Below are 23,308 nucleotides of genomic sequence, written 5' to 3'. Positions count from 1 at the left end.
CGGCGGCCGGGCTACCGTGCGACGATGCCCGAACTGACCGACCACCTCGCCTCGGTGATCACCGATCCCGAGCCGACCCTTCGCTACGACATCGCGATCATCGGCTCCGGCATGGGTGGCGGCACGCTCGCCTACGCGCTGCGCGACAGCGGCGCCCGCATTCTCATCGTCGAGCAGGGCGACTTCCTGCCGCGCGAGCCGCAGAACTGGTCGCCCCGCGCGGTGCACATGGAGAACCGGTACAAGAACTCCGCCCACTGGTACGAGCCGAACGGGCGCGGCTTCCTGCCGGGGAACTACCACTACGTCGGCGGGAGCACGAAGTTCTACGGCGCGACGATGCCCCGCTTCCGCGAGCACGACTTCGGCGAGGTCGAGCACGTCGACGGCGTGTCACCGGCGTGGCCGCTCACCTACCGCGACCTCGAACCGCACTACGCCGAGTTCGAACGGATCTACCGGGTGCACGCCACGTTGGGCGACGACCCGACCGACCCGTGGCGCTCGACGGACTTCCCGCACCCGTTCATCGGCCACGAGCCCGCCATCGAGGGCTTCGCGGCGGCGGTCCGCGCCCAGGGGCTGCACCCGTTCGGGCTGCCGCAGGCGGTGGACCTGGGGGAGAACGGCGCCTGCGTGCGGTGCGCGACCTGCGACGCGTTCCCGTGCCTTGTCGACGCGAAGGGCGACGCCGACGTCAGCGCGGTCCGCCCGGCGCTGCGCTCGGGCAACGTCTCGATCCTGACCAACGCCGCCGTGCAGCGGCTGGAGACCGACCCCTCGGGCCGGCGGGTCGTCGCCGCCCACGCCCGCCACCGGACCGGGGCCGTGCGCATCGAGGCCGGCCGGTTCGTCTGTTCCGCCGGCGCCGTCAACTCGGCGGCGCTGCTGCTGCGCTCCGCCTCCGACGCGCACCCGAACGGGCTCGCGAACGCCTCCGACCAGGTCGGACGCAACTACATGGCTCACGTGACGACGTTCTTCCTTGCCGCCGACCCGCGCCGGCGCAACGACGTCGTGTTCCAGAAGACGATCGGCATCAACGACTGGTACTCCGCCGGGCCGGACACCCCGTACCCGCTCGGCAACGTGCAGGGGCTCGGCAAGATCCGGGGGCCGATGGTCAAGAACGCCCGCAAGCGGATCCCGCTGCCGGTGCTCGACGCGGTCACCCGCCACACGATCGACCTGTTCCTGCAGTCCGAGGACCTGCCGCTGCTGCAGAACCGGGTCACGCTCGGCGCCGGCGGCCGGGTGGTCCTCGCGCGCAAGGCCACCAACCTGCGGGCGCACCGCCGGCTGGTCGAGCGGATGAAACACGTCGCGCGGCGCGCCGGCTATCCCGTCGTGCTGCACCAGGAGCTCGGCATCGAGGCCAGCTCGCACCAGTGCGGCACCGCCCGGATGGGGACCGACCCAGCCACCAGCGTCGTCACCCCCGGCCTGCGCGCGCACGACGTCGACAACCTCTGGATCGTCGACAGCTCCCCGTTCGTGTCCTCGGCCGCCGTCAACCCCGCGCCGACGGTGGCCGCACTCGCCCTGCGGACCGCCGCCGCCGGCGAGCTCACCGCGTGAAAGGAAGACCATGACCTCGAACCGGGTCCCCACCCTGCGCAGCGTGGACCACGTCGCCTTCACCGTCCCCGACCTGGACGACGCCGTCCGCTTCTTCACCGAGCACCTCGGCGGCCGGCTGGTCTTCACCGACGGCCCCTTCACCGGCCCGGCCGCGATGAGGACCAGGCTGGACGTCCACCCCGACGCCTCCTGCCGGCTGGCCATGATCCGCCTCGGCCGCACCATGAACCTCGAACTGTTCGAGTACACCAGCCCCGACCAGCGCACCACACCCCCGGCCAACAGCGACATCGGCGGCCACCACCTCGCCTTCTACGTCGACGACATCGACGCGGCCTACGCCTACTTCCGCGAGGTCCCCTCCGTCACCCTGATGGCGGGTCCCAACGGCGTCGACCCCGACGCCCCGGTCGCCGGCCAGCGCTGGTTCTACCTGCGGACCTCCTGGGGGCTGCACCTGGAGATGACCTCGTACTCCGGCGACGGCTTCTACGACGGCCTGCCCGCCGCGGGCGTCGCACCGCCGGCCGAATCCTGGGACTAGTCGCTTCGGCATATTGCGGCGCCGTCATGGTGGCCATGCGGGAGGTCGGACAAGGACCTACCATCGAATGCTCAAGGGGGATACGCCGAGGTCGTCAACTGTGGCGGACAGGGGGGAACGGTGCGATTTGTTCTGACGCACCTGTGGTACTCGGGGTATTCCTTGAGCGGGCTGGCAGTCACCGGCATTGTCACCGCTACGGGGCTCGGCGGCACCTTCTTTCACGTGGGCACAGTGCGTGAACTGCTCGACTGGGGAGCGTGGGGAGTCTTGTTCGGGGTGTTGTGCGGCGGGCTCGTGGCGCTGTACAACGCTCGCCGGATACGCCGCGCGCGCAACCGGGCGCACGAGCTGATTGGCCCGTCGGCCACCGACGCGCAGGGCGCGGAGGCGGTGTGCGCCGCGGTATGCGGCCCCGTACCAGCCGATCGACAGATCCAGTCGGCAGCCGCTCGGCTGGCCTCCGACCGCCTTGAATACGTGCCCCGCAAGAGCGTGTCTGATCTCGTTACCGGCGGCGTACTGCTCATGTTGGCGGTGTGCAACGCCGCCAGAGACTTCAGTAACTGCGGCCTCGTGGCGGTGGGCTGGGGCATACTGCTCCACCAGCTGCGGTCGTGGCGCGTTCACCGACGGGTTGGCCGTCTGCGCGCGAGCCTCGACCGCTAGCGCGGTACCAGGCCTATAGGAACTCCCTATATCGTCCGCTGACTTTTGGTCTTTGTCTCTCGTTCCTTTTCAGACGTAGCGTGAGAAAGGGGTTCTTCTTCGTCGAAAGGAACGGTGGCGATGGCCACAATTGAGAACGGATCGCGCGAGCTGGCCGGGAAGCGGGCTCTGGTGACAGGCGGTTCTCGCGGGATCGGGGCGGCCATTGTGCGCCAGCTCCTGGACGAGGGTGCCAAGGTGCTCACGACCGCCAGGTCGGGGACGAGCACGGTGCCGGAAGGGGCCAGCTTCGTGCCGGCCGACGTGCGGACCCGGGCCGGGGCGCGGGCGCTCGCGGAGGCCGCGCGGGAGGCGCTCGGCGGGGTGGACGTGCTGGTGCACAACGCGGGCGGAGCGCGGCCGTACGAGGGCAGCTCGGCCATCCCCGACGAAGCGTGGCAGGACGCGCTTGACCTGAACTTCCTGGCGTCGGTGCGGCTGGACTCGCTGCTGGCGGCGGGGATGCGGGAACGGCGTTCGGGGGCGATCGTGCACGTGTCCTCGGCCGCTGTCCCCGCCCCGGTGGCACCGTTCCTGCACTACACGGCGGCGAAGGCGGCGTTGGAGAACTACAGCCGGGGGCTGGCGCTCGAACTCGCCCCGTTCGGGATCAGGGTGAACACCGTGACCCCCGGCAGGACGGCCACCCCCGGCGGCCAGGAAACGCGGCAGCGGTGGGCGAGCCTGGCCGGGGCGTCGGAACAGAGCACCGCGACCACGCCGCTGGGGCGCGACGGTCGGCCCGACGACATCGCCCACGCGGTGCTGTTCCTCGTGTCCGAGAAGGCGAGCTGGTTGACCGGGAGCAATCTCGTCGTCGACGGCGGCGAGTTTCCCAGGGGCTGATGCCGATATGGACAGATGCCGCGACAAGAATGCGGTCAGCCCCGGCCCCATCGACACGGGAATCCTGGGCCACGGGATGACCGAGGAGGCCGCCGCGCGGTTCAAGGCGGAGCGGGTCGCGGACAACCCCATGCGGCGGTTCGGCACCCCCGAGGAGATCGCCGTCGCGGCCGCGTTCCTCGCCTTCGACGCGACCTACACCACCGGCGCCGAGCTCTGAGCCGCGTCGGACCAGGTCTGCTGGCCCAGCAGCTCGAGCAGGGCCGTCTCCGCCGGGCCCGGGCGCTGCCGAAGCACGGCGATCACGGGCTGGTACACGGCCGGCGACACCGGGCGAACGAGGTGTTCGTAACCGTCCGGCACCGCCGAGGCCGGAACCAGCGTCACCCCCAGCCCGTCCGCGGCCCAGCGCACGGCCGTCGCGGTCTGGGACACCCTGGCGACGGTGGTCGGGGGCAGCTCGTTGTCCCGCAGCACGTCCAGCAGCACGCCGTCGAGCGCGCTGTCGCGGTCGAACCGCACCCACGGTTCCCCGGCCAGCTCGCGCGGCTCGACCCGGTCGGCGGCGAGCAGGGGGTGCCCGGCGCCCAGCACCGCGACGAACTCCTCGTCGCCGAGGTGGTGGGCGTCGGCGGGGCTGCGCTTGCAGGCCGCCATCAGGGCGAGGTCCAGCACGCCGCGCCGGCACAGCCGCTCCAGCTCGGCGGAGCTGGGCTCCTCGAACACGGTGACCTCCAGCCTGGGGAAACGGCGGCGCAGCGCGCCCAGCGCGGCCGGCAGCTGCCGCGTGCCGAACCCCATCTGCACCGAGACCACCAGCTCGCCCACCAGCTCGTCGGCGCCGGCGCGCGCCGTTTCCCTCGCCCGCCGCGCGGCGTTCACCGCCGCCTCCGCCTCCCGCAGGAACGCCCGGCCGACCACGGTGGGCACCAGCCCGGTCGGGGTGCGGGCGAACAGGCTCACGCCGAGCTCCCGCTCCAGGCCACGGATCTGCTGGGACATCGACGGCTGGGCGACGTGCAGCCGCTCCGCCGCCGCCGTCACCGAACCCTCCTCGGCAACGGCCAGGGCGTACTCGAACTGACGAAGGCTCACCGTTGTGAGCGTACGTGAGCGCCGCGCCCTCGACGCTACTCGTCGGTAACATATCGTCGGCGTATCGAAAACCGGATACGTACCGGCAACACCGCGCTGTCTTGACTGGGCGGCATGACCTACAGCGAGCCAGCGCGAACAGCGGCCCGCCGCCCCGGTTCGACGGCGACCTCGGCCGCCCCGGCAGTGGGAATGACCGTCTATTGCTGCGCGCCGGACGAGGCCGTGCTGTTCCGGGAGTTGGCGCCTCGCTTCGGCGTCGCGCCGGCGATCACCGAGGCGGCGGTGTCCGAGGCCAATGTCGAGCTGGCATCCGGAAACCGCTGCATCAGCGTGGGTCACAAGGCTCGGATCACGAACTCCACCCTTCTCGCGCTCGGTCGGGCCGGCGTGAGGTACATATCCACGAGGAGCATCGGCTACAACCATATCGATGTGCAGTATGCGGCGAGCGTCGGCATTTCCGTTGAGAATGTCGCCTATTCGCCCGACAGCGTGGCGGACTACACGTTGATGTTGATGCTGATGGCGATACGACACGCGAAGCCCATGGTCCGCAGCGCCGACGTCCATGACTACAGGCTCAACGACGTGCGCGGGAGGGAACTGCGCGACCTGACCGTCGGGGTCATCGGAACGGGGCGCATCGGCGCGGCGGTCATAGACCGGCTGCGGGGTTTCGGCGCCCGCATTGTGGCTCATGACAGTTGTCCCAGGGCCGCCGCCGACTACGTTCCCCTTGACGAGCTGCTACGGCAGAGCGACATCGTAACCCTCCATACCCCGCTCACCGCGGACACGCACCATCTCCTCGGTCGCCAACGTATCGCGCGGATGAGGCGCGGCGCGTTCGTCGTCAATACCGGACGCGGGCCGCTGATCGACACCGAGGCGCTCGTCGCGGCGTTGGAATGCGGTGACCTGGGCGGCGCGGCGTTGGACGTCCTGGAAGGGGAGGAGGGCATCTTCTACGCCGACCGCAGGAACGAGCCCATCGAGAGCGGGCTCCTGTTGCGGCTACAGCGGATGCCGAACGTGCTCATCAGCCCACACACCGCCTACTACACGGACCACGCCCTGAGCGACACAGTCGAGAACAGCATCATCAACTGCTTGGAATTCGAAAGTGGGAGACGGCATGGATAGGTTGAAGGTCGGGATTCTGTTCGGCGGCGCCTGCGAGGAGCATCCCGTCTCCGTCAAGTCCGCGCGGGTGGTCGAACAGAACCTCGATGCCGGCCGGTACGAACCGTACTGGATCGGGATCACGAAGGGCGGTGCCTGGAGGCTGTGTGACGGCCCCGGCGCGGACTGGGAGAACGACGCCGGCCGCCCGGCCGTGCTCTCACCGGACCGGGACGTGCGCGGCCTGCTGGTCCTGGACGAGGGGAAATACGAGGCGATCGGCCTGGACGTCGTGCTCCCCGTGCTGCACGGCAAGCTCGGCGAGGACGGCGCGATCCAGGGCCTGTTGGAGCTTTCCGGCATCCCCTACGTCGGCTGCGACATCCAGAGCTCCGCCGTGTGTATGGACAAGACCCTTACCTACACCGTCGCCAGCAGCGCGGGAATCGCCACACCGAACTACCGGATTGTCATGGCGGGCGACACCGTCGACCCCGACCGGCTCGCCTATCCCGTCTTTGTGAAGCCGGCCCGTTCGGGTTCGTCCTTCGGGGTCAGCAAGGTGTCCACGAAAGAAGAACTGTCGAGCGCGATCGAAACGGCACGACAGTACGACTCGAAGGTGCTGATCGAAGAGGCGGTGGTCGGCAGCGAGGTGGGGTGCGCGATACTGGGGAACGACACGGACCTGATCGCGGGCGAGGTGGACCAGGTCGCACTGTCTCACGGCTTCTTCAGGATCCACCAGGAGAGCGCGCCCGAAAGCGGCTCCGAGAACGCGACTTTCATCGTCCCGGCCGACATCTCGCCGGATTCGCGCGCGCTCGTCCAGGAGACCGCAAAGGCCATCTATCGCGCCATGGGCTGCCGGGGGCTCGCGCGGGTGGACACGTTCCTGAAGGACGACGGTTCGGTGGTGCTCAACGAGGTCAACACCCTGCCCGGCATGACCCCGTACAGCCGCTATCCGAGAATGATGACCGCCGCCGGACTGCCGTTCTCCGAAGTGATCGACCGGATGGTGTCGTTGACCCTGGGGGAAACCAACGGTGATCGATGACTTCGTCTTCGTGGACGAGTTCGTACCCGGAATACGGTGGGATGCCAGGTACGCCACCTGGGCCAACTTCACCGGCAAGCCGGTCGACGGCTACCTGGTCAATCGGGTGGTCGGGACGACAGCCCTGTGCACGGCCCTGAAAAGCGTGCGGGAAAAGGCCGCGTCCCTCGGCTTCGGCCTGCTTCTCTGGGACGGCTATCGCCCGCAACGCGCCGTGGACTGCTTCGTGCGCTGGTCACAACAGCCGGAGGACGGCCGGACGAAGACGCGACACTATCCGAACATCGACAGGGTCGAGATGTTCGAGAGGGGATACGTCGCCGCCAGGTCCGGCCACAGCCGAGGCGGCGCGGTCGACCTGACGTTGTATCACCTGACCACCGGTGAGCTCGCCCCCATGGGCGGCGACCATGACCTGATGGATCCGATCTCGCATCATGGCGCACAAGGAATCGCGCAGGTCGAGGCGGAGAACCGGCAATACCTTTGTTCCGTCATGGAGGACTGCGGTTTCCGCTCATACGAGTACGAGTGGTGGCACTACTCGCTGAAGGACGAACCCTACCCGGACACCTACTTCGATTTCCCGATCACACGGTAGGCAGTTCCACGGTGGCGCGCAGCCCACCGCCGGGGCGGGGGGTGAGGGTGAGGGCTCCGTCGTGCGCCTGGGCGATGCTCCTGACTATGGCCAGGCCGAGGCCGACACCCGCGTGGTCGGTGCGTACGCGTTCGGCGCCGCGTTGGAACGGCTCCGCGAGCGTGGCGACCAACTCCCGGGTGAGCTCCTCGCCGGTGTTCTCGACGGTGAGCACCACGCTCCCGGGGCGAACGCCGGTGCTGACCCACACGGCGCCCCCGTCGGGCAGGTTGTGGACGATCGCGTTGTGAACGAGGTTCGTCGCGAGCTGCAGCAGGAGCGCGGGTGAGCCGCTGGCGGGGGTGATGTCGCCGAAGGTCTCGATGGTGACGCCGCGCTTGTCCGCGACGGGGAGCAGCGTTTCGGCGGCCTCTTCCGCCACGAGGGACAGGTCGACGTGTTCTCGGGCGAAGGACCGCTGGTCGGCGCGGCTGAGCAGGAGCAGCGCCTCGGTGAGGTCGATCGCCCTGGTGTTGACGGCGCGGAGGCGTTCGACGAGCTCGCCGGTGTCGCGGCTCGGGTCGTTGCGGGCCACGTCGAGCAGCGCGTGCGTGGTCGCCAGCGGGGTGCGCAGCTCGTGGGAGGCGTTCGCGGCGAACCTCCGCTGTTCGGCGACGTGCGTTTCGAGCCGCGCGAGCATGGCGTCGAACGCGTCGGCCAGCTCGCGGAACTCGTCCGCGCGTCCCGGCAGCCGGACCCGGTGCGAGAGCGATCCGGCCGCGGCCATGCGGGTGGCATTGGTGATGCGCGTGAGGGGGGCGAGCATGCTGCCGGCGAGGATCCACCCTCCCACCAGGCCGAACACCAGCAGGAACGTGAGCACCAGGACCGCCGCCGGGCCGAAGATGATGGGGCCGGCGTTGCTCGGATCGAAGACGAGGGGGAAGTAGGCCAGGCGGGGAATGAGATTTCGCAGCGGCACGTCCCGCAGCAGGAACACCCAGACCGCGCCGAGCAGCATGGCACCCGCGAGCATGAGGAACCCCGCATAGCTGAGGGTGAGCCTGAGGCGGACGCTCATGCCGGGCTGCCTGTCCACGCTCACGCCGGGGCCTCGATGCGGTAGCCGACGCCGGCCACGGTGGCGATGATCCCGGGTTCGCCGAGGCGCTTGCGCAGCGCCGAGACGGTGATGCGCACGGCGTTGGTGAACGGGTCGGCGTTCTCGTCCCAGGCCCGTTCCAGCAGTTCCTCGGCGCTGACCACACCGCCCTCGGCGGCCACGAGAACCTCGAGCACGGCGAACTGCTTCCTGGTCAGCGCGATGTAGCGGCCGTCGCGGTAGACCTCGCGGCGGAACGGGTCCAGGCGCAGGCCCGCGATCTCCCGCACCGGCGGCCTGCTGTGCGCGCGCCTGCGGTCCAGCGCCCTGAGCCTGAGCACCAGCTCGCGAAGTTCGAACGGCTTGGTGAGGTAGTCGTCGGCGCCGAGCTCGAACCCGGAGGCCTTGTCGTCGAGCCGGTCGGCGGCGGTGAGCATCAGGATCGGCATGCCGCTGCCGGAGGCGACGATGCTCTTCGCTATCTCGTCACCGGAGGGCCCGGGGATGTCGCGGTCGAGCACGGCGAGGTCGTAGGCGTTGATGCTCAGCAGCTCCAGGGCCGTGTCGCCGTCGCCGGCGATGTCGGCGGCGATCGCTTCCAGGCGCAGGCCATCGCGGATGGCCTCCGCCATGTAGGGCTCGTCCTCGACGACCAACACGCGCATGCGCCCGATGCTACGAGCCCGGATATATCGCCGGCGTACCGAAAAGCGGATACGCGCCGGCAACGCCGCGCCGCCTGAACTGGTGGCATGAGTCAGACAGTGGCAGCACGCACGGCGACCCGAGGGACGTTCCGGCCCACCGCCGTCGGCCTGGTCGTCGTCACCGCCGCGATCATCGGAACCCTGGTCTACCGGGCGCCCTCGCTCATCGACGCCCTGCGCGACCGCCTCGGCGATACGGCCGCCGAGGCCGACGGCGGCCTCCCCGGCGGCGTGACGGTGTTCGACGACAGGTATCCCGGCGTGGCCAACCTCGACCCCGACCTGCTGCAGGCCCTGCGCGACGCGGCCATGGACGCCGCCGCCGACGGTGTCGTGTTCTACGTCAACAGCGGTTGGCGTTCCCGGGCGTACCAGAACCAGCTTCTACGCGACGCCGTCGCGAAGTACGGCTCGGAGGAGGAGGCCGCCCGATGGGTCGCCACCGCGGACACGTCTCCCCACGTGTCCGGGCACGCGATCGACGTCGGGCGCGCCGACGCCACCGCGTGGCTGTCCGAGCACGGCGCCCGGTACGGGCTGTGCCAGATCTACCGCAACGAGCCCTGGCACTACGAGCTGCGTCCCGAGGCGATCAGCCGTGGTTGCCACCTGATGTACGCCGACCCCACGCGCGACCCGAGGATGCGCGGCTAGTCGGGTCGGATGCCCAGGTACTCGGATTCGAGGACCAGGTCGGGGAGCTGGTGCTGGTACTCGACGTGGGTGTGGTGCTCGGTGGTGCGCCAGAGGGTGCCCTGGTGCCGGCGCATGTAGCGCAGGTAGTCCGGCACGCCCGGGTTCTCGATGTTGTCCGCGACCACGATCGAGCCGGGGCGCAGCCAGCCCTGGGCGAGGATGCGCTCCAGGTCGGGCAGGTACTCCTCCTTGCCGTGGTCGAGGAAGGCGAAGTCCAGGGCGCCGGGGGCGAAGCCGTGCCGCTCGCGCAGGCGCGCCAGGGTGGCCCCGCCGTCGTCGAGCCTGCCCACCACGACGCCGACCCGCTGCGCCACGCCGGCGTGGCGCAGGATGCGGGAGGCGATCCGCGCGTTCGCCGCGCCGCGCTCGATGCTGACCAGGCGCGCGCCGGGCGGCATCACGCGCGCGATCCGCAGCGCGCTGTAGCCGCAGTAGGTGCCCAGCTCCAGCAGCCGCCGGGGCTCGGCGGAGCGCACGGCGGCGTCCAGGATGGCGCCCTTCTCGTCGCCGACGTTGATCAGGTGGGCCTTCTGGTACGCGAACTCGTCGATCGCCGCGATCACGGCGTCCAGGTCGCCGGACGGCGTGGTGGCCAGCACGTGCCGCGCCAGCGCGCGCTCACGACCGTCCCCGGCCTGGCCGAAGCTGTTCGGGGTCAACCGCCGCAACACCCTGGGCAGCGACCCGCGCGCCGGCCACCCCTTCGCCAGCCCCAGCCGAGCGCTTCTCATGGCCGCGTGCTCCCTCCGTCCCAACCAGGCAGCAATTCCTATCTACGTACGGAGATAGTAGGTCGGGAAGTTAGGAGGGAGCTGTGGCCTGACTATGGACTAGCCCTCCTTGGCGTAGTCGACGAAGCCCTGCCAGTCGATGACGACACACGGCTCGTCGCCGACGACCCAGGCGTCGTGACCGGGCGGACAGCTCATGAAGTCGCCGGGGCCGAACGTCTCCTCCTGCCCGTCGTCCATCCGGACCGTCATCCGTCCGGAGATCATGTAGCCCAGGTGGGCGGACATGCAGCTGTCCGTGCCCGCGATCGGCTTGACGTGCTTGGACCACTGCCAGCCGGGCTGGAAGGTCGCGCGCCCGACCCCACCCTCGTCGAGGTTGACCAGCTCGAGCTGGCCCATTCCGTCCTTGAACTGTCGAGTCTCTTCCGGGTCGCCGAGGCTCCGCTTCACCAGGCCGCTCATGGCTCGCTCCTCTCCTGAGGACTCGGGAGTAGACACCCGGCAGGGGAGCGCGTCTAGGTCCGAAGGGTCGAACGGCCGGTCGTCGAAACCAAACCTTGACCGTCCTGGCCACCGTCCCGTTGCAGGGTCGGCTGTATGGCAACTGACCTGTGATATATCGAACGGCGAGGTGACGTCACGTGCGCCCGTTCACCGAGACCCATGGCGGCGAGGTGGGCGGCGATGGCGCTCGAGGAAGGTGCCTATAACTGCCGCCGCCCCGCCGCCCCGGCGCCCGGAAGACCGCGAAGGCCGACTCGTGCCCGCGCACGGCCTCCCAGCCCCGGCACGAGCTGTCGGACGCCTCCGGAGGTGAAAGAGGTTCGCGCGCTCCTCGCGTCGTGGGAGAATTCAAGGCTGAGCGCGCTCGTTCTGAGGGTGATGATATCGGTTGGCCAGCACAAGCTACTCCGATGATCCCGATCGGTTCGCCTACCTCGCGGAGGGCAACGCGCGCAGGCGCGAAAGCGTGTAGCGGTTGATCTGCTACTCCGAGACGGTGTCGACCGTGCATTACTTGTCAATCCTGTGTACAAGGACTTCTGGGACGTGCCCGGCGGAATGGCTGAGGCGAATGAGTCGTTGGTGTCAACCGTCAAGCGTGAGCTGAGAGAAGAACTCGGCATCGACGTCAGTGTTGGACGCCTCCTAGTTGTCGATTGGGTCGGCCCCCGTGGTCCATGGGATGATCAGCTGATCTTCATATTCGATGGTGGCGTACTAAACTCGGATACGATCGATCGTATTAGAATCGTTGATAATGAGATCAGCGAGTTTGCCTTCTTGTCGCTTGGAGAGAGTGAGCGGTATCTTAGGTCGGACATGTGGAGCCTCCTCGTAGGCGCCTATCGAGGCTTGGAGGAGAACACCACGCTGTACTTCGAGAACCACAAGACACCTTGACGTGTTCATCGCGCGCGTCTCCTTGCTTTCCGGTCAGCCACGACACCACTCCGACGCCAGGGCGCGACGTATCCGCCGGTCGTAGAGCCGAGCCAGACGCCAACGGACAACCTTGAGGACGGGTCCGGCTTGGTCGTCCGGGTCAGCGTCCAGCGCCCGCCGCCGGACGGCCGACGCCGGGCGGAGCTCGACGTCATCCGGGTCCGGGATGGCCGCCAGACAGCGACGATGCAGCAGGACCGGGCCGGGTATGAAGATCCCGGGAACGAGGTGCACTCCGCACGCCGCGAGCGGGTACGGGTCTTTGGGGTCATAGACGGCGTCGACGTGGTAGTCGGTCATGTCCAGCATCAAGCCGAAGGTCACCGTCGCTGGTGGCTCGCGGTCGAGCCGTCCCGATCCACTCCCGTAGTCGATCATGCGTCAACGGTCGCGCACGCGCGTGCGGCATCGGTAGGCCGCTGGACCGGTCACTCGCGGTCGTTAAGCGGTCATGGCGCGGTCATGAAGATCCCGCTATGCGCTCGTATCCCTGACCGGCGCTGGTAGATTGGTGGTGGTCCACTCGGTCAACTCGCGCACGGCGGGCATTTCCCCGTGGTGCGCATTGAGATCGCGAACCGCTGATCTGACCTTCGTAGTGAGCCGCACCGAGCTGATCTGAGTGGCCTCTTTAGCCGCGCTTGTGATAGCAGGCACGGCTTCATCCACGTTGCCTCGCGCGGTCAGAACGATGGCTAGATTGGCCTGGTAAATGGTGTAGTTACGTCGATAATGTTTCTGGTCGCCGGCTGCTAGCGCTTCCCGAGCTTGCAGCTCCGCCTCGTCTAGATCTCCCAGACAGTAGGCGGCTCGGCGACCTTGCGTGGCGAGCGAGGCAGGCCGCCAGAACGTCAACCAAGCCGGATCATCATCGTGCTGGCCCCGATCGAGATCAGCCTCGGCCCGGCCGAACGCCCGCCACGTGGCAGCGCTGTCGCCGTTGTGCGCGTGACCGCACGCCTCACGCGCCGCCAGCAGCGACAACAGCCGAGGAGTGGGACGACTCCGCCGCGCGATCCGGCTAGCGGCCTGGGCAAGATCGACCGCGTCCCTGCCCCGGCCCTCGTGATCGGCCGCCAGGGACATCGCGTTGAGCGCATACACCTCTGTATCGGTGTCGTCGGAGATGCGCGCGGCGTGCTGGGCCTTCAGGTACCAGGAGTGAGCATCTCGATAACGACCGGCGTCGAATGACAACCAGCCGGCCAACGCCATCAACTCTCCGGCAATCGATCGCAACTGATTGCCAACGCCAGGTGTATACGAAGCAGTCTCCATGATCCGTACCAGGTGGCCCAGCGAATGCTCCGCCAAGTGGTAAACCTTCTCGCTGGAGCCGGACGCGTGATCAAGCGCCCGCAGGTACTCCATGTCTTGCTTGTACTGGTCAACATCGCCCATGTCGACACGCACCGGCACGGACGCGGGCAATATGAGGGCAGGAGCAAACGTCGCGGCCGTATTGAAAAGTTGCCTTCGGTTCACGTCCTTCACCTCGCTTTCTGACCCATTTGAGGTGTCGGAATTTGCAGAGTGGTGACCACCGACCGGCGGACTATCCGCGCTGGTGAGCACCTCAGTGTTAGTCTCGCGGTGCTCCGCGCTCCGGCCATCTTGATAAGGCTCGAATAGCTGCTCGACGGTGTAGCCGGGGAACATCGCTTCGAGCACCGCGCACGGTTCGGAGCGGGGGACACCACCGATTCGCCCGTTGATCCAGCGTCGGTACTGGGCATCGCTCGGGTACGTGCCGACCAGTTCGCGGTCGACCGTGGCCGCCGCCCGGTTGTACTCCCTGCGGAACCGCTTGTACGTCTGCCAGCGCCGTTGACGCAGGAGTGCTTTCAACAACGTGGGCCGGGTTGCTTCCGGCGTATCAGGGGCGTCAGTTGGATCGGTCATGTCCGAGTTTGCTCCTCGGGCCTTCCCCCGGGCTGTTGGCGCTGCGTCGGGGGCTTGACTTCTGTGGCCCGGAGCCTACCCGCCTCGGTGCTTCCCCTGGTCTGACCGCTCAGCGGGAGCGCCCGCCGGGAGGGTTCACCGATGCCAGGTCCACCGAGCGGGTCTCCTTGGCGATCAGCGACGCGACCAGGGAGACGGCGCCCATGGCGGCGAGGTAGGCGGCGATGGCGTAGCCGGTGCCGAACGCGGAGTAGAGGGCGAGGGCGATCAGCGGGGCGAGCGAGCCGGCGAGCACGGACGCCAGGTTGTAGGCGAGCGAGACGCCCGAGTAGCGGATCTCGGTGGGGAACAGCTCGGAGAAGAACGCGCCGATCACCGAGCTGTAGGCGGCGAAGATCAGCAGGCCGCCGGTCACGGCGGTCACGATGGCCAGGGTGTTGCGGCTGTCCAGCAGGCCGAAGAACACGAACGCCCAGACGATGGTGGCCACCGACGCGGCCAGGTAGATGGGGCGCCGGCCGATCCGGTCGGCCAGCACGGCGAACAGCGGGATCGTCACCACCGCGACGGCCTGGCCGACCATCACGGCGCCGAGCGCGGTGGACTGGGACAGGCCCAGCATCTTGGTGACGTAGGTGATCACGAGCAGCGAGTAGATGTAGAACCCGGCGTTCTCGCCGAACCGGGTGGCGGCGGCGAGCAGCACCGGGCGCCAGTGCTCGCGTATCACCACGCCGACGGGCAGCCCGGTGGCATTCGCCCGCTCCCGTGAGAACAGCGGCGTCTCGGCGACGTAGAGCCGCAGCCACAGGCCGAGCACCACCAGCAGCGCGGACAGCGCGAAGGCGATGCGCCAGCCCCAGGACAGGAAGGCGTCGGCGGGCATGAGCACGCCGAGCAGGGCGAGGACACCGGCCGCCATCAGGTTGCCCAGCGGCGGCCCGACGTTCGGCCAGGACGCCCAGAACGCGCGGCGGCGGCTGTCGCCGTGCTCGGAGACCAGCAGCACCGCGCCGCCCCACTCGCCGCCGAGCGCGAACCCCTGCACCAGCCGCAGCAGCACGAGCAGCACCGGCGCGGTCACGCCGATCGCCGAGTACGGCGGGAGCAGCGCGATCAGGAACGTGGCGACACCCATCAGCAGCAGGCTGGCGATCAGCGTCGCGCGCCGGCCCTTGCGGTCGCCGTAGTGGCCGAGCACCGCCGCGCCGACCGGGCGGGCGACGAACCCGACGGCGTAGGTGGCGAACGCCAGCATCGTCCCCACCAGCGGGTCGGAGCCGGGGAAGAACAGCTTGTTGAAGACCAGCGCCGAGGCGGTTCCGTAGAGGAAGAAGTCGTACCACTCGACGGCGGTGCCGGCCAGGCTGGAGCCGGCGACCAGCGGCAGGCTGGTGTGGGACTTGCGGGCGACCGTTCCTGTCATCGTGACTCCGAGAAGGCCTAGAAGGACCAGGGCACCGGGTCGTGGCCCCGGTCGGTGTAGTCGCCGAACCGCCCGGAGAGGAACGCCAGCGGCTGGCCGTCGCGCTCGCAGGTGTGCTCCACCAGCCCGAACACCACGACGTGGTCACCGGCCGTGACTGTCCGGTCGACCGTGCATTCGAGGTGGGCGAGGGCGTCGGGGACGACGGGCACCCGGTGCCGCCCGTAGGACAGCGGCAGGCCGGCGAAGTGGTCGTCGCCCCGGGCGGCGAAGCGCCGTGCGATGGGCTCCTGGCGGGCGGCCAGGACGGACACCGCGAACCGCCCGGTGTCGGCCACGGCGGTGGCGGTGCGCGCGCCGTGGTTGAAGCAGACCAGCAGCAGCGGCGGGTCCAGGGAGACCGAGGTGAGCGAGTTGAGCGTCATGCCGTGCGGGGTGCCCTCGGCGTCCAGGGCCGTGATGACGGCGACGCCGGTGGCGAAGCGGCCCATCGCGCGGCGCATCGCCACCGGGTCGACCGTCGTCATGGTGCTCACCGCGCGGCCCTGGTAGCGGCCTGGTGCAGCGCGTCGGTGCCGCGCAGCGTGTCGACGATCTGCCCGTGGTCCAGCACGCGCGCGAACCCCCGGCGCATGGTGCGCAGGGTGGCCTCGTGCGCGAGCGCGCTGTCGGTGGCGTTGATGTCGGACCCGAACACGATGTGGTAGCCGAGGAAGTACCCGGTCCGCGCGGTGGACTCGCAGCAGAAGTTGGTCAGGGTGCCGCTGATGATCAGCGTCTTCACGCCCCGGTTGCGCAGCGCGTAGTCCAGGTCGGTGCCGGCGAACGAGTCGTAGGTGTGCTTGGCGGAGATGATCCGCTCGCCCTCGCGCGGACTGAACCCGTGGTAGACCCTGCTGCCGGGCTTGCCCTCGGCGATGGCGCCCGCCTTGATCGGCGGCCAGTACTGGTAGAAGTCGTGGGCGACGTCCGGCGCGATGGTGTGCTCGGTGTAGATGACCGGAACGTTCGCCAGCCGGCACTCCTCGATGACGTGCTGGATGCGCGGCACCTGCCGGTACGCCTCCGGGACGCACATCGGGTGGGCCGGGTTCACGAAGTCTTCCTGCATGTCGACCACGATCAGCGCGCACTCCTCGGGCCGGATCTCGAACGCCCAGTGCTTGTCGGTGCCGTAGTCGCGCTCGGCGAACTCGATGAACTCCCGTTCGCCCGCGAACACCCCGGGTGCGTTCAGGGTCCGCGCGTCGAGCAGGTCGTCCTCGGTGCGGCCGTACTGGCGGAGGAAGTCGGAAACGGGATCCATTTTCGCCGCTCCTTCCCTCAGCGCACGCGGTAGCGGACTTCGAAGGTGGTGCAGCCCTCCTCGCTGCGCCACGGGCCGTGCTCCATGCCGGGCGGACGGCAGGCGTAGGTGCCGGCCGAGAACGTCTCGTTCAGCCGCAGGTCGGTCATGGAGCCTTCGAGGATGTAGACCTCCTCCCAGAAGTCGTGCACCTGCACGCCGTTCGGGGTGGTGTCGGTGCCGGGCTCGAAGCGCAGGATGCGGGTGGCGACGCCGGCGTCCGGGTCGGCGGCGAGGATCCGCTCGGTCAGCTCGGCGACCACGCCGGCGCACGGGGTGAACTCGACCTTGTCGACGGGGAAGAACTCGTGTTCGGGCTTGGCCATGGGGCAACTCCGTTCCTGTGGTGAGGGTTCAGCGCGGGGGTTCGGCGGTGTAGCCGGCGAGGAACTCCTCGACGTCGGCCACGTGCCGTTCGTAGCCGTAGTTGCGGTAGGCGTAGCCCTTGGCCACGAACGGGGCGCCGGCGTAGAACATCTCGTACTGGTGGTGGCGGCCCGCGAACTCGGAGCCGACCACGTCCCAGACCAGCTTGAACAGCTTGATCCGCTCGACCGCCTCGACGCCGGGGGACTGCACGTACCTGTCGATGTCCGCGCGGGTGGCCGGGTTGTGCAGGTCGGCCACGCTGGCCGGAAGCTGCAGCACGCCGCCGCCGGCCAGGTCGCGCAGGATGGCCAGCACCCGGGGGTACAGCTCGGCCTGCAGGCCCATCGCGCCGTACACCGCCCGCCCGCCGGGCCGCCACATGCCGGCGTCGTCCGGTTCCGCCGTGTACTCGGCGGCAAGCACGGCGGACTCCACCAGCGAGGCGACGCTGGCCAGCTCGCCCAGCTTCTCCTGCACGCCGGGGATCTTGTCCACGCCGTTCACCGACGTGATCTTGCGGGCCAGCCCGGCAATGAACTGGAGCTTCACCGCGAACCGGATCTGGGCCTGCCAGTTGCCGAGCACGTGGGCGCCGGTGTCGAAGAACTGGCGGCGCAGCCCGGCCACCTCCCGGTCGACGAACACCCGCTCCCACGGGATGAACACGTCGTCGAACACGACCAGCGCGTCGGTCTCGTCGTAGCGGGTGGACAGCGGGTAGTCGTAGCCGCTGCTGGCGGCGGTGGCGTACGGGCGGCGGCAGTACAGCTTCAGGCCGGACGCCGCGACCGGGACGGTGAAGCCGAGCGCGAAGTCGCGGTCCTCGGCGGTCAGCGGCTTGATGCAGGAGATGAAGATCTCGTCGGCGACCGCGGCGCCGGTGGCCAGCATCTGCGACCCGCGCACCACGATGCCGTCCTCGCGCTCGGCGACCACGCCGACCTGGATGAACTCGCCGTCCCACGCGTGCGCGGTGGTGGCCCGGGAGACCTGCGGCGGGATGATCGCGTACGAGACGTAGAGGCTCTCGCGCAGCACCCGCTTGTGGTACTCGACCACGCTCGACGAGAGGTCGCGGTGCTCGGCGGCGAACGCCTCGGGGTGCGCGGCGAACCCGGCGAGGAACGCGCCGACGTGGTCCGGGCTGCGGCCGACCCAGCCGTGGGTGTGGCGCGCCCAGGTCTCGATGGCGCGGCGGCGCGCGGTCAGGTCCTCGCGCGAGCGCGGGATGGAGAACACCCAGTTGGCCTCGGCGTCGATCTCCGGCGCGCGGTAGGTCATCTCGTTGGTCGGGTCGGCGGCCAGGTCGAACAGCTCGGCCATCGTGGTGGCGATCGGCGCGAACGCCGGGTGGTGGACCACGTCGTGCACCCGCTGGCCGTCCAGGTAGATCTCCCGGTCGTCCTTGAGGGCGGCCAGGTAGTCGGCTCCACCGCGCATCAGGTGGTCCTCCGTTTCGTCTCGTACGAGCAGGTCAGCGTGTGTTCGCCGGCGCGCAGCGAGGTCCGCCACCCGGTGCCGGGGCGGAAGTCGCCGGTCAGCAGCGGCAGGGTGCCGCCGAACACGACCAGGTCGCCGTCCAGCTCGCCGAGCGTGTCGGCCAGCCGGGCCAGCAGGTCGTCCGGCGTGCGCAGGGCCGCCAGCGTGCCGCGCTGGTAGTCCACGCCGTCCACAGTGGACGCCAGCTCGATGCCGTCCCACTGGGCTTCCGCCGGCAGCGTGACGACCTGGGAGGAGAACGGCTTGGGGCAGGCGGCCTTGGACGCGCCGATGTCGGTGCGTTCGAGGTCGCGGTCGGTGTGGTCGGAGCCGACGCCGAGGTAGTGGCGGCCGGCGTGGCGGACCAGCACCGGCTCGGCCTCGCCGGAGGTGTTCTCGCCGGTGACCTCGACCAGCGGGCCGGTGGTGAGCAGCGCGGGGTCTAGGTCGTAGAAGGTCGGGATCGACGCCGGCTCGGGCACGCCGATCGCCGCCAGCTCGGCGATGTGCGCCCGGACCGCCTCGGCGTCCCGCCCGGTGTAGCCGGCGACGATCAGCCGCCTGGGCTCGAAGGCGAGGTCCTCGCCGGTGTCGACGGCGTGCAGCCGGAAGCTCGGCATGGAAGTGAACGTCCTCTCTGTGTTTCGATACCAGGGATCAGCCCAGGCGGCGGTCGGCCAGCACCGGGAACTCCGCCCGGGTCTTGGCCACCACGGCCGGGTCGACCTCGCAGTGGGTGATGCCCTCCCGGTCGTCGGCCTCGACGAGCACGGTCCCCCACGGGTCGACCACCCGGCTGTGGCCGCCGAGCGCCGTCTCGCCCTGAACGCCGACGGCGTTGCACGCCACCAGCACCACCTGTTCCTCCAGCGCCCGGGTGGTGGTCAACAGCTGCCAGTGCGCGCGCCGCTCGGCGGGCCACGCGGCCGGCACCACGACGGTGTGCGCGCCGGCGTCCACCAGCGCCCGCCACAGCTCGGGGAACCGCAGGTCATAGCAGGTCGTGGCGCTCAGGGCGCCCAGCGGAGTGTCGGCGACGGTGACGTCCTCGCCCGGGGTCAGCAGCTGCGCCTCGCGGGAGCGGTAGCCGAACACGTGGATCTTGCGGTAGGTGTGGACCACCTCGCCGGCCGGGTCGACCAGCACCGCCGTGTTGTGCAACCGGCCCTCGGCGGTGCGCTCGACGAAGCTCCCGAGATGCAGGAAGCAGCCCAGCCGCCGCGCCCACTCCCGCGCCGAGGCCACCGTGTCGCCGTCGCGCGGCTCGGCCAGCTCCTCGTACCTGTCGAACGCGAAGTAGCCCGACGGCCACAGCTCCGGCAGCACCACCAGGTCGGCGCCCCGCGCCTCGGCCACCAGCTGGCCCACCCGTTCGCGGCGCCGCGCCACCGGCTCGCCCGGCGGGCTGGCCACCTGCACCAACGCCACCCGCATCAGGACACCCCGCCGGCGGACTCGTCGGTGTCGACCCACTGCGCCACGCCGGGCAGGTGCAGCGTGGCCAGCGTGCTGCTCAGGTGCGTGGCCACCGCCTCGGACGCGGCAGCCGAGTCGGCCGAGCGCACCGCGTCCAGGATCGCCCGGTGCTCGGCCAGCACGCAGCGGGCCCGGTCGTGCGCCGCCGCGATCGCGCGCAGCCCCATCCGGACCTGCCGGTCGCGCAGCGTCTCGTAGAACTCGCTGAGCACCGCGTTGCCGGCGGTGCGGACGATCGCGCGGTGGAACGCCCGGTCGCACTCGATGAACGCCACCGGGTCGCCCAGCAGCCCCTCCTGCTCGGCGATCAGCCGCTCCAGCTCCACCGGCAGCCCGCCGGCGACCGGCGCCACCCGCCGCACGCACCAGTCCTCCACCAGCCCCCGGGCCTGCATCACCGCCTCCACCTCGGTGTCGGTGATCGGCGGGACGTACGCGCCCTTCTTGGGCACGATCTGCAGGAAGCCCTCGGCCTCTAGCCGCAGCAGCGCCTCCCGCACCGGCGTCCGCGACGTGCCGGTGGACTCGCACACCTCGGCCTCGGTCAGGAACGTGCCCTCCTGGCGCGGCAGCGACCCGATGTGGCGCTTCAACCAACGGTAGGCCGCGTCCTGGGCGCTCTCGCCCCGCCCGCTCACGGCTCGTAGACCCGACATAGGCGTAATGTATACATCACGTCGATAAGACGGCAAGTGGCATCGTTGCCCTAGTGATTCGCACACCGAGGCGCGCGGCGGTCCTCGTGGAGATCGCGGCGAGCGTTGCCGAGCTGCATCCGGACCGGGTCGTCCGAGTGGGCGTGGACGGCGTCGACGGCGCGGGCAAGACGACGTTCGCCGACGAGGTCGCCGCCGCCATCGCGCCGTGGGGACGGCCGACGATCCGCGCCGGCGTGGACGGCTTCCACCACCCGCGACGCATCCGCTACCGCCTCGGTCGCGACTCTCCCGAGGGCTTCTTCCAGGACTCCTACGACTACCCGAAGCTGCGCGCGATGCTGCTGGACCCGCTCGGCCCGGCCGGCGACCGGCGGTACTGCACCCGCGCCTTCGACCACGCGACCGACCGGCCGGCCGAGCAGGTCTGGTCGTACGCGCCCCGCAACGCGATCCTCATCCTCGACGGGATCTTCCTGCACCGGCCCGAACTGAGCTCCTACTGGGACTACAGCGTCTTTCTCCACGTCGACTTCGCCGTCTCGCTGGCCCGAGCCGCCGAACGCGGCGACCTCGACCCCGACCCGGCGGCCCCGTCCAACCGGCGCTACGTCCAGGGCCAACGCCTCTACCTCGACAGGTGCCGGCCGAGCGACCTGGCGTCCGTCGTGATCGACAACAACGACCTCGGCACGCCTCAGATCGCCCGGCCGGCCACCCCTCGGTAGGTGCCGGGGGTGATGCCGTAGCAGCGGCGGAACCAGCGGGTCAGGTGGGCCTGGTCGGTGAACCCGGAGCGGGCGGCCGCGTCGGCCAGCGAGTGCCCGGCGGCGATCAGCCGGCGGGCGGCGCGCAACCTGAGCTGGCGCTGGTAGTCGCTGGGGGCGAGGCCGTAGGCGGCCTTGAAGGCGCGGAACAGGGCGAACCGGCTGCATCCGGCGGCGGCCGCCAGGTCCTGGGCGGTGAGGTCGTCGAGGTACAGCTCGTCGAGCAGGGCGCGGGCCCGGCGGGCGGCGGTCGCCTCGGCGCGGTGGGTGAGTTGTGCGGCGGAGGACTCGAGCGGGGCGCCGCGGGCGCCTCGGCGCACCAGGGCGGCGACGGTGCCGGCCAGCGCCTCGTCGCGGGCCAGCGTTCCAGCGTCGGTGCAGATCCTCGTGTGCAGCAGGCCGAGGGCGCGGGCCAGTTCGGCGTCGTAGAGCACGGGCTCGGCGAACAGCGGCAGGCCGGTGGGGCGGGCGGTCTTGTCGGAGAGCAGGTCGGCGATCAGCTCGGGTCCGAGGTGGACGATGCGGTAGGTGAAGCCCTGCTCGGCGGCCGAGCGCCCGTCGTGCGGCTCGTCCGGGTTGAACGCCATCACCATGCCCGCCGCGCTGGTGCGTGACTCGCCCCGGCAGTCGAAGGACTGCGCGCCGAACTCGGTCAGCCCGAACGAGTACGTCTCGTGGGTGTGCCGGTGGTAGACGTGCCGCTCGAAGTGGGCCTGCATCGCCTCGACCGGCCGGTCGGCCAGCCTGCGGTAACGCACCCATTCCACCGGGTCATTGTGCCCGCACCAGCGTGCAAGACGGCCCGCTCGGGTGCCCGGAGGATCCACGGTGTGCGTACTCGTCTCTCGCTTGTTCTGGTCGTGGCGCTGTGGGGCAGCGGGTTCGCCTCCTCGAAGTTCGCGGTGCACGCGATGCCGCACCAGGCGGCGGCCTTCCTGCGGTTCGGGCTCGGCGCGGTGGTGCTGCTCGGGCTGCACGCGGTGCTCGGCCGAGCCCGCCCGGCCGTGGGTGAGCTGGGCCGGATCGCCGGGCTGGGGATGCTCGGCGTGTTCGGCTACAACATGTTCTTCTTCCTGGCCCTGACGCTGGCGCCGTCGGCCGACGGCACCGTGATCGTGCCGGCGACCGCACCGGTGATCACGGCGGCGGTGGGTGCGTTGCTGGGCCGCCGGCGGCCGGGGGCGCGGACGGCCCTCGGGCTGGGCGCGGCGGTGTGCGGGGCCGTGGTGTTCTTCGTCGGCATCCCGCCGGGTGGGTCGAACCGGGTGGTGGGTGACCTGTTGTACCTGGGGGCGGCGGCGTGCTGGGCGGCGTACACGATCCGCGGGGCGCCGGTGCTCGGCCGGTTGCCCGCGTTCACCGTCACCACCTATGCCACCGCGGCCGGCGCGCTCGCCCTCGGCGTGGTGGCGGTGCCCGCGTTCGCCGCGACCTCGTGGTCCGCGCTGCCGGCGGGGTTCTGGGTCAACCTCGGCTACCTGGCGGTGTTGCCCACGGCGCTGGCCTACGTCATGTACTACGCGGCGGTGCGCGGGATCGGGCCCGCGACCGCGTCGTCGGCGATGTTCCTGGTGCCGGTGTTCGGGCTGGCCTGCTCGTGGCTGTGGCTGGGCGAGTCGATCACGGTGGTGCAGGGCGTCGGGTCGGTGCTGATGGTCGTCGGG

Annotated in this window: 27 protein-coding genes and 1 pseudogene; 12 read left to right on the top strand and 16 right to left on the bottom strand. The window is 70.0% G+C overall.

Features of this window, described 5'->3' with window-relative positions; translation table 11 throughout:
• Positions 1 to 24: 24 nt before the first annotated feature.
• The 5 genes from N912_RS0121050 to N912_RS62135 all read left to right on the top strand — a co-directional run bounded on the left by N912_RS0121050 (position 25) and on the right by N912_RS62135 (position 3,899).
• Positions 25 to 1,578, top strand: a complete 1,554-nt coding sequence (locus N912_RS0121050; RefSeq protein ID WP_051580538.1) for a GMC oxidoreductase — start codon at positions 25 to 27, stop codon at positions 1,576 to 1,578.
• A gap of 10 nt (positions 1,579 to 1,588) precedes the next feature.
• Positions 1,589 to 2,125, top strand: coding sequence for a VOC family protein (locus N912_RS53515; protein WP_051580537.1), 537 nt, complete (start codon positions 1,589 to 1,591; stop codon positions 2,123 to 2,125).
• 120 nt (positions 2,126 to 2,245) lie between these two features.
• Positions 2,246 to 2,794: a hypothetical protein gene (locus N912_RS0121040; protein WP_028923953.1), complete on the top strand. Its 549-nt coding sequence runs from the start codon at positions 2,246 to 2,248 to the stop codon at positions 2,792 to 2,794.
• Between the two features lie 120 nt (positions 2,795 to 2,914).
• The gene (locus N912_RS0121035) at positions 2,915 to 3,679 is read left to right on the top strand and encodes an oxidoreductase (protein WP_028923952.1); all 765 of its coding nucleotides are present in this window, start codon (positions 2,915 to 2,917) and stop codon (positions 3,677 to 3,679) included.
• 7 nt (positions 3,680 to 3,686) lie between these two features.
• Complete coding sequence (locus N912_RS62135) at positions 3,687 to 3,899, top strand: SDR family oxidoreductase (protein ID WP_028923951.1); 213 nt, start codon at positions 3,687 to 3,689, stop codon at positions 3,897 to 3,899.
• Here the strand turns inward: N912_RS62135 and N912_RS0121025 are convergent.
• Positions 3,875 to 4,774, bottom strand: a complete 900-nt coding sequence (locus N912_RS0121025) for a LysR family transcriptional regulator (protein ID WP_028923950.1) — start codon at positions 4,772 to 4,774, stop codon at positions 3,875 to 3,877. The genes N912_RS62135 and N912_RS0121025 overlap by 25 nt on opposite strands.
• A gap of 192 nt (positions 4,775 to 4,966) precedes the next feature.
• On the opposite strand from N912_RS0121025, the gene vanH reads away from it, so the two are divergent.
• From vanH to vanX, 3 genes are read left to right on the top strand one after another with little or no spacing between them, the layout of a single operon-like run.
• On the top strand, positions 4,967 to 5,920 hold the full coding sequence (vanH, locus tag N912_RS0121020; protein ID WP_064745337.1) for a D-lactate dehydrogenase VanH: 954 nt from the start codon (positions 4,967 to 4,969) through the stop codon (positions 5,918 to 5,920).
• On the top strand, positions 5,913 to 6,959 hold the full coding sequence (gene vanA / locus N912_RS0121015; protein ID WP_028923948.1) for a D-alanine--(R)-lactate ligase: 1,047 nt from the start codon (positions 5,913 to 5,915) through the stop codon (positions 6,957 to 6,959). Before vanH ends, vanA begins: the two co-directional genes overlap by 8 nt.
• Positions 6,949 to 7,560, top strand: coding sequence for a D-Ala-D-Ala dipeptidase VanX (vanX, locus tag N912_RS0121010; RefSeq protein ID WP_028923947.1), 612 nt, complete (start codon positions 6,949 to 6,951; stop codon positions 7,558 to 7,560). Before vanA ends, vanX begins: the two co-directional genes overlap by 11 nt.
• Here vanX and N912_RS0121005 read toward each other — a convergent pair.
• Entirely contained in the window at positions 7,550 to 8,620 is a 1,071-nt protein-coding gene (locus N912_RS0121005) for a sensor histidine kinase (RefSeq protein ID WP_281176283.1), read from the bottom strand. The two genes, vanX and N912_RS0121005, sit on opposite strands and share 11 nt — an antisense overlap.
• Positions 8,621 to 8,640: 20 nt before the next feature.
• Positions 8,641 to 9,306, bottom strand: coding sequence for a VanSc-type vancomycin resistance response regulator transcription factor VanR (gene vanR-Sc / locus N912_RS0121000; protein ID WP_028923945.1), 666 nt, complete (start codon positions 9,304 to 9,306; stop codon positions 8,641 to 8,643).
• Between the two features lie 99 nt (positions 9,307 to 9,405).
• Between vanR-Sc and N912_RS0120995 the strand changes: the two genes are divergently transcribed.
• A complete protein-coding gene (locus N912_RS0120995) occupies positions 9,406 to 10,002 on the top strand; it encodes a M15 family metallopeptidase (RefSeq protein ID WP_028923944.1) in 597 nt (198 codons plus the stop codon).
• On the opposite strand, the gene N912_RS0120990 is transcribed toward N912_RS0120995, so the two are convergent.
• Positions 9,999 to 10,775, bottom strand: a complete 777-nt coding sequence (locus N912_RS0120990) for an O-methyltransferase (protein ID WP_037065799.1) — start codon at positions 10,773 to 10,775, stop codon at positions 9,999 to 10,001. The genes N912_RS0120995 and N912_RS0120990 overlap by 4 nt on opposite strands.
• 99 nt (positions 10,776 to 10,874) lie before the next feature.
• Positions 10,875 to 11,240: a cupin domain-containing protein gene (locus tag N912_RS0120985; RefSeq protein ID WP_028923942.1), complete on the bottom strand. Its 366-nt coding sequence runs from the start codon at positions 11,238 to 11,240 to the stop codon at positions 10,875 to 10,877.
• 522 nt (positions 11,241 to 11,762) lie between these two features.
• Between N912_RS0120985 and N912_RS53510 the strand changes: the two genes are divergently transcribed.
• Positions 11,763 to 12,182: an NUDIX domain-containing protein gene (locus tag N912_RS53510; protein ID WP_245645382.1), complete on the top strand. Its 420-nt coding sequence runs from the start codon at positions 11,763 to 11,765 to the stop codon at positions 12,180 to 12,182.
• A 33-nt stretch (positions 12,183 to 12,215) separates the two neighbouring features.
• Here the strand turns inward: N912_RS53510 and N912_RS0120975 are convergent, their stop codons facing one another.
• The 10 genes from N912_RS0120975 to N912_RS53495 form a co-directional block, all read right to left on the bottom strand.
• Positions 12,216 to 12,602, bottom strand: a complete 387-nt coding sequence (locus N912_RS0120975) for a hypothetical protein (protein ID WP_028923941.1) — start codon at positions 12,600 to 12,602, stop codon at positions 12,216 to 12,218.
• Positions 12,603 to 12,698: 96 nt separating this feature from the next.
• Entirely contained in the window at positions 12,699 to 14,126 is a 1,428-nt protein-coding gene (locus tag N912_RS60540; RefSeq protein ID WP_156993825.1) for an NsdA family TPR-like regulatory protein, read from the bottom strand.
• A gap of 109 nt (positions 14,127 to 14,235) precedes the next feature.
• Positions 14,236 to 15,552, bottom strand: a complete 1,317-nt coding sequence (locus N912_RS0120965) for an MFS transporter (protein WP_028923940.1) — start codon at positions 15,550 to 15,552, stop codon at positions 14,236 to 14,238.
• Positions 15,553 to 15,569: 17 nt separating this feature from the next.
• A complete protein-coding gene (locus N912_RS0120960) occupies positions 15,570 to 16,079 on the bottom strand; it encodes a flavin reductase family protein (protein WP_211261324.1) in 510 nt (169 codons plus the stop codon).
• 5 nt (positions 16,080 to 16,084) lie between these two features.
• On the bottom strand, positions 16,085 to 16,858 hold the full coding sequence (locus tag N912_RS53500; protein WP_037065797.1) for a cysteine hydrolase family protein: 774 nt from the start codon (positions 16,856 to 16,858) through the stop codon (positions 16,085 to 16,087).
• A gap of 17 nt (positions 16,859 to 16,875) precedes the next feature.
• Entirely contained in the window at positions 16,876 to 17,223 is a 348-nt protein-coding gene (locus N912_RS0120950; RefSeq protein ID WP_028923938.1) for a cupin domain-containing protein, read from the bottom strand.
• A gap of 28 nt (positions 17,224 to 17,251) precedes the next feature.
• The gene (locus N912_RS0120945) at positions 17,252 to 18,706 is read right to left on the bottom strand and encodes a 4-hydroxyphenylacetate 3-hydroxylase family protein (RefSeq protein ID WP_028923937.1); all 1,455 of its coding nucleotides are present in this window, start codon (positions 18,704 to 18,706) and stop codon (positions 17,252 to 17,254) included.
• A complete protein-coding gene (locus N912_RS0120940) occupies positions 18,706 to 19,365 on the bottom strand; it encodes a DUF2848 family protein (RefSeq protein ID WP_028923936.1) in 660 nt (219 codons plus the stop codon). Before N912_RS0120940 ends, N912_RS0120945 begins: the two co-directional genes overlap by 1 nt.
• 37 nt (positions 19,366 to 19,402) lie before the next feature.
• Positions 19,403 to 20,179, bottom strand: coding sequence for a carbon-nitrogen family hydrolase (locus N912_RS0120935; protein ID WP_028923935.1), 777 nt, complete (start codon positions 20,177 to 20,179; stop codon positions 19,403 to 19,405).
• Positions 20,179 to 20,877, bottom strand: a complete 699-nt coding sequence (locus N912_RS53495; protein WP_051580534.1) for a GntR family transcriptional regulator — start codon at positions 20,875 to 20,877, stop codon at positions 20,179 to 20,181. The genes N912_RS0120935 and N912_RS53495 overlap by 1 nt, the downstream gene beginning before the upstream one ends.
• Positions 20,878 to 20,930: 53 nt before the next feature.
• On the opposite strand from N912_RS53495, the gene N912_RS0120925 reads away from it, so the two are divergent.
• A complete protein-coding gene (locus N912_RS0120925) occupies positions 20,931 to 21,605 on the top strand; it encodes a nucleoside/nucleotide kinase family protein (protein ID WP_028923934.1) in 675 nt (224 codons plus the stop codon).
• Here the strand turns inward: N912_RS0120925 and N912_RS0120920 are convergent.
• Positions 21,575 to 22,411, bottom strand: coding sequence for an AraC family transcriptional regulator (locus N912_RS0120920; protein ID WP_028923933.1), 837 nt, complete (start codon positions 22,409 to 22,411; stop codon positions 21,575 to 21,577). The two genes, N912_RS0120925 and N912_RS0120920, sit on opposite strands and share 31 nt — an antisense overlap.
• Between N912_RS0120920 and N912_RS62130 the strand changes: the two are divergent.
• Positions 22,319 to 23,308: pseudogene (locus N912_RS62130) on the top strand (DMT family transporter); the annotation flags it as partial. The gene N912_RS0120920 and the pseudogene N912_RS62130 sit on opposite strands and share 93 nt — an antisense overlap.

Source organism: Actinospineispora acaciae DSM 45401, from assembly GCF_000620785.1.
Lineage (GTDB): Bacteria > Actinomycetota > Actinomycetes > Mycobacteriales > Pseudonocardiaceae > Pseudonocardia > Pseudonocardia acaciae.
The sequence above is the reverse complement of the archived record's forward strand: the minus strand, read 5'-3'. Positions and strand labels throughout refer to the sequence as shown.

What these genes read in the sequence shown, in the direction of transcription:
- N912_RS0121035 (WP_028923952.1), top strand. Translation starts at nt 2,915, where the DNA reads ATGGCCACAATTGAGAACGGATCGCGCGAGCTGGCCGGGAAGCGGGCT.
- N912_RS0120960 (WP_211261324.1), bottom strand. Translation starts at nt 16,079, where the DNA reads ATGACGACGGTCGACCCGGTGGCGATGCGCCGCGCGATGGGCCGCTTC.
- vanA (WP_028923948.1), top strand. Translation starts at nt 5,913, where the DNA reads ATGGATAGGTTGAAGGTCGGGATTCTGTTCGGCGGCGCCTGCGAGGAG.
- vanR-Sc (WP_028923945.1), bottom strand. Translation starts at nt 9,306, where the DNA reads ATGCGCGTGTTGGTCGTCGAGGACGAGCCCTACATGGCGGAGGCCATC.
- N912_RS53495 (WP_051580534.1), bottom strand. Translation starts at nt 20,877, where the DNA reads ATGTCGGGTCTACGAGCCGTGAGCGGGCGGGGCGAGAGCGCCCAGGAC.
- N912_RS0120945 (WP_028923937.1), bottom strand. Translation starts at nt 18,706, where the DNA reads ATGCGCGGTGGAGCCGACTACCTGGCCGCCCTCAAGGACGACCGGGAG.
- vanH (WP_064745337.1), top strand. Translation starts at nt 4,967, where the DNA reads ATGACCGTCTATTGCTGCGCGCCGGACGAGGCCGTGCTGTTCCGGGAG.
- N912_RS53500 (WP_037065797.1), bottom strand. Translation starts at nt 16,858, where the DNA reads ATGGATCCCGTTTCCGACTTCCTCCGCCAGTACGGCCGCACCGAGGAC.
- N912_RS0120975 (WP_028923941.1), bottom strand. Translation starts at nt 12,602, where the DNA reads ATGATCGACTACGGGAGTGGATCGGGACGGCTCGACCGCGAGCCACCA.
- N912_RS0120950 (WP_028923938.1), bottom strand. Translation starts at nt 17,223, where the DNA reads ATGGCCAAGCCCGAACACGAGTTCTTCCCCGTCGACAAGGTCGAGTTC.
- N912_RS0120965 (WP_028923940.1), bottom strand. Translation starts at nt 15,552, where the DNA reads ATGACAGGAACGGTCGCCCGCAAGTCCCACACCAGCCTGCCGCTGGTC.
- N912_RS60540 (WP_156993825.1), bottom strand. Translation starts at nt 14,126, where the DNA reads ATGACCGATCCAACTGACGCCCCTGATACGCCGGAAGCAACCCGGCCC.
- N912_RS0121005 (WP_281176283.1), bottom strand. Translation starts at nt 8,620, where the DNA reads ATGAGCGTCCGCCTCAGGCTCACCCTCAGCTATGCGGGGTTCCTCATG.
- N912_RS62135 (WP_028923951.1), top strand. Translation starts at nt 3,687, where the DNA reads ATGGACAGATGCCGCGACAAGAATGCGGTCAGCCCCGGCCCCATCGAC.
- N912_RS0120935 (WP_028923935.1), bottom strand. Translation starts at nt 20,179, where the DNA reads ATGCGGGTGGCGTTGGTGCAGGTGGCCAGCCCGCCGGGCGAGCCGGTG.
- N912_RS0120990 (WP_037065799.1), bottom strand. Translation starts at nt 10,775, where the DNA reads ATGAGAAGCGCTCGGCTGGGGCTGGCGAAGGGGTGGCCGGCGCGCGGG.
- N912_RS0120985 (WP_028923942.1), bottom strand. Translation starts at nt 11,240, where the DNA reads ATGAGCGGCCTGGTGAAGCGGAGCCTCGGCGACCCGGAAGAGACTCGA.
- N912_RS0120940 (WP_028923936.1), bottom strand. Translation starts at nt 19,365, where the DNA reads ATGCCGAGCTTCCGGCTGCACGCCGTCGACACCGGCGAGGACCTCGCC.
- N912_RS53515 (WP_051580537.1), top strand. Translation starts at nt 1,589, where the DNA reads ATGACCTCGAACCGGGTCCCCACCCTGCGCAGCGTGGACCACGTCGCC.
- N912_RS0121050 (WP_051580538.1), top strand. Translation starts at nt 25, where the DNA reads ATGCCCGAACTGACCGACCACCTCGCCTCGGTGATCACCGATCCCGAG.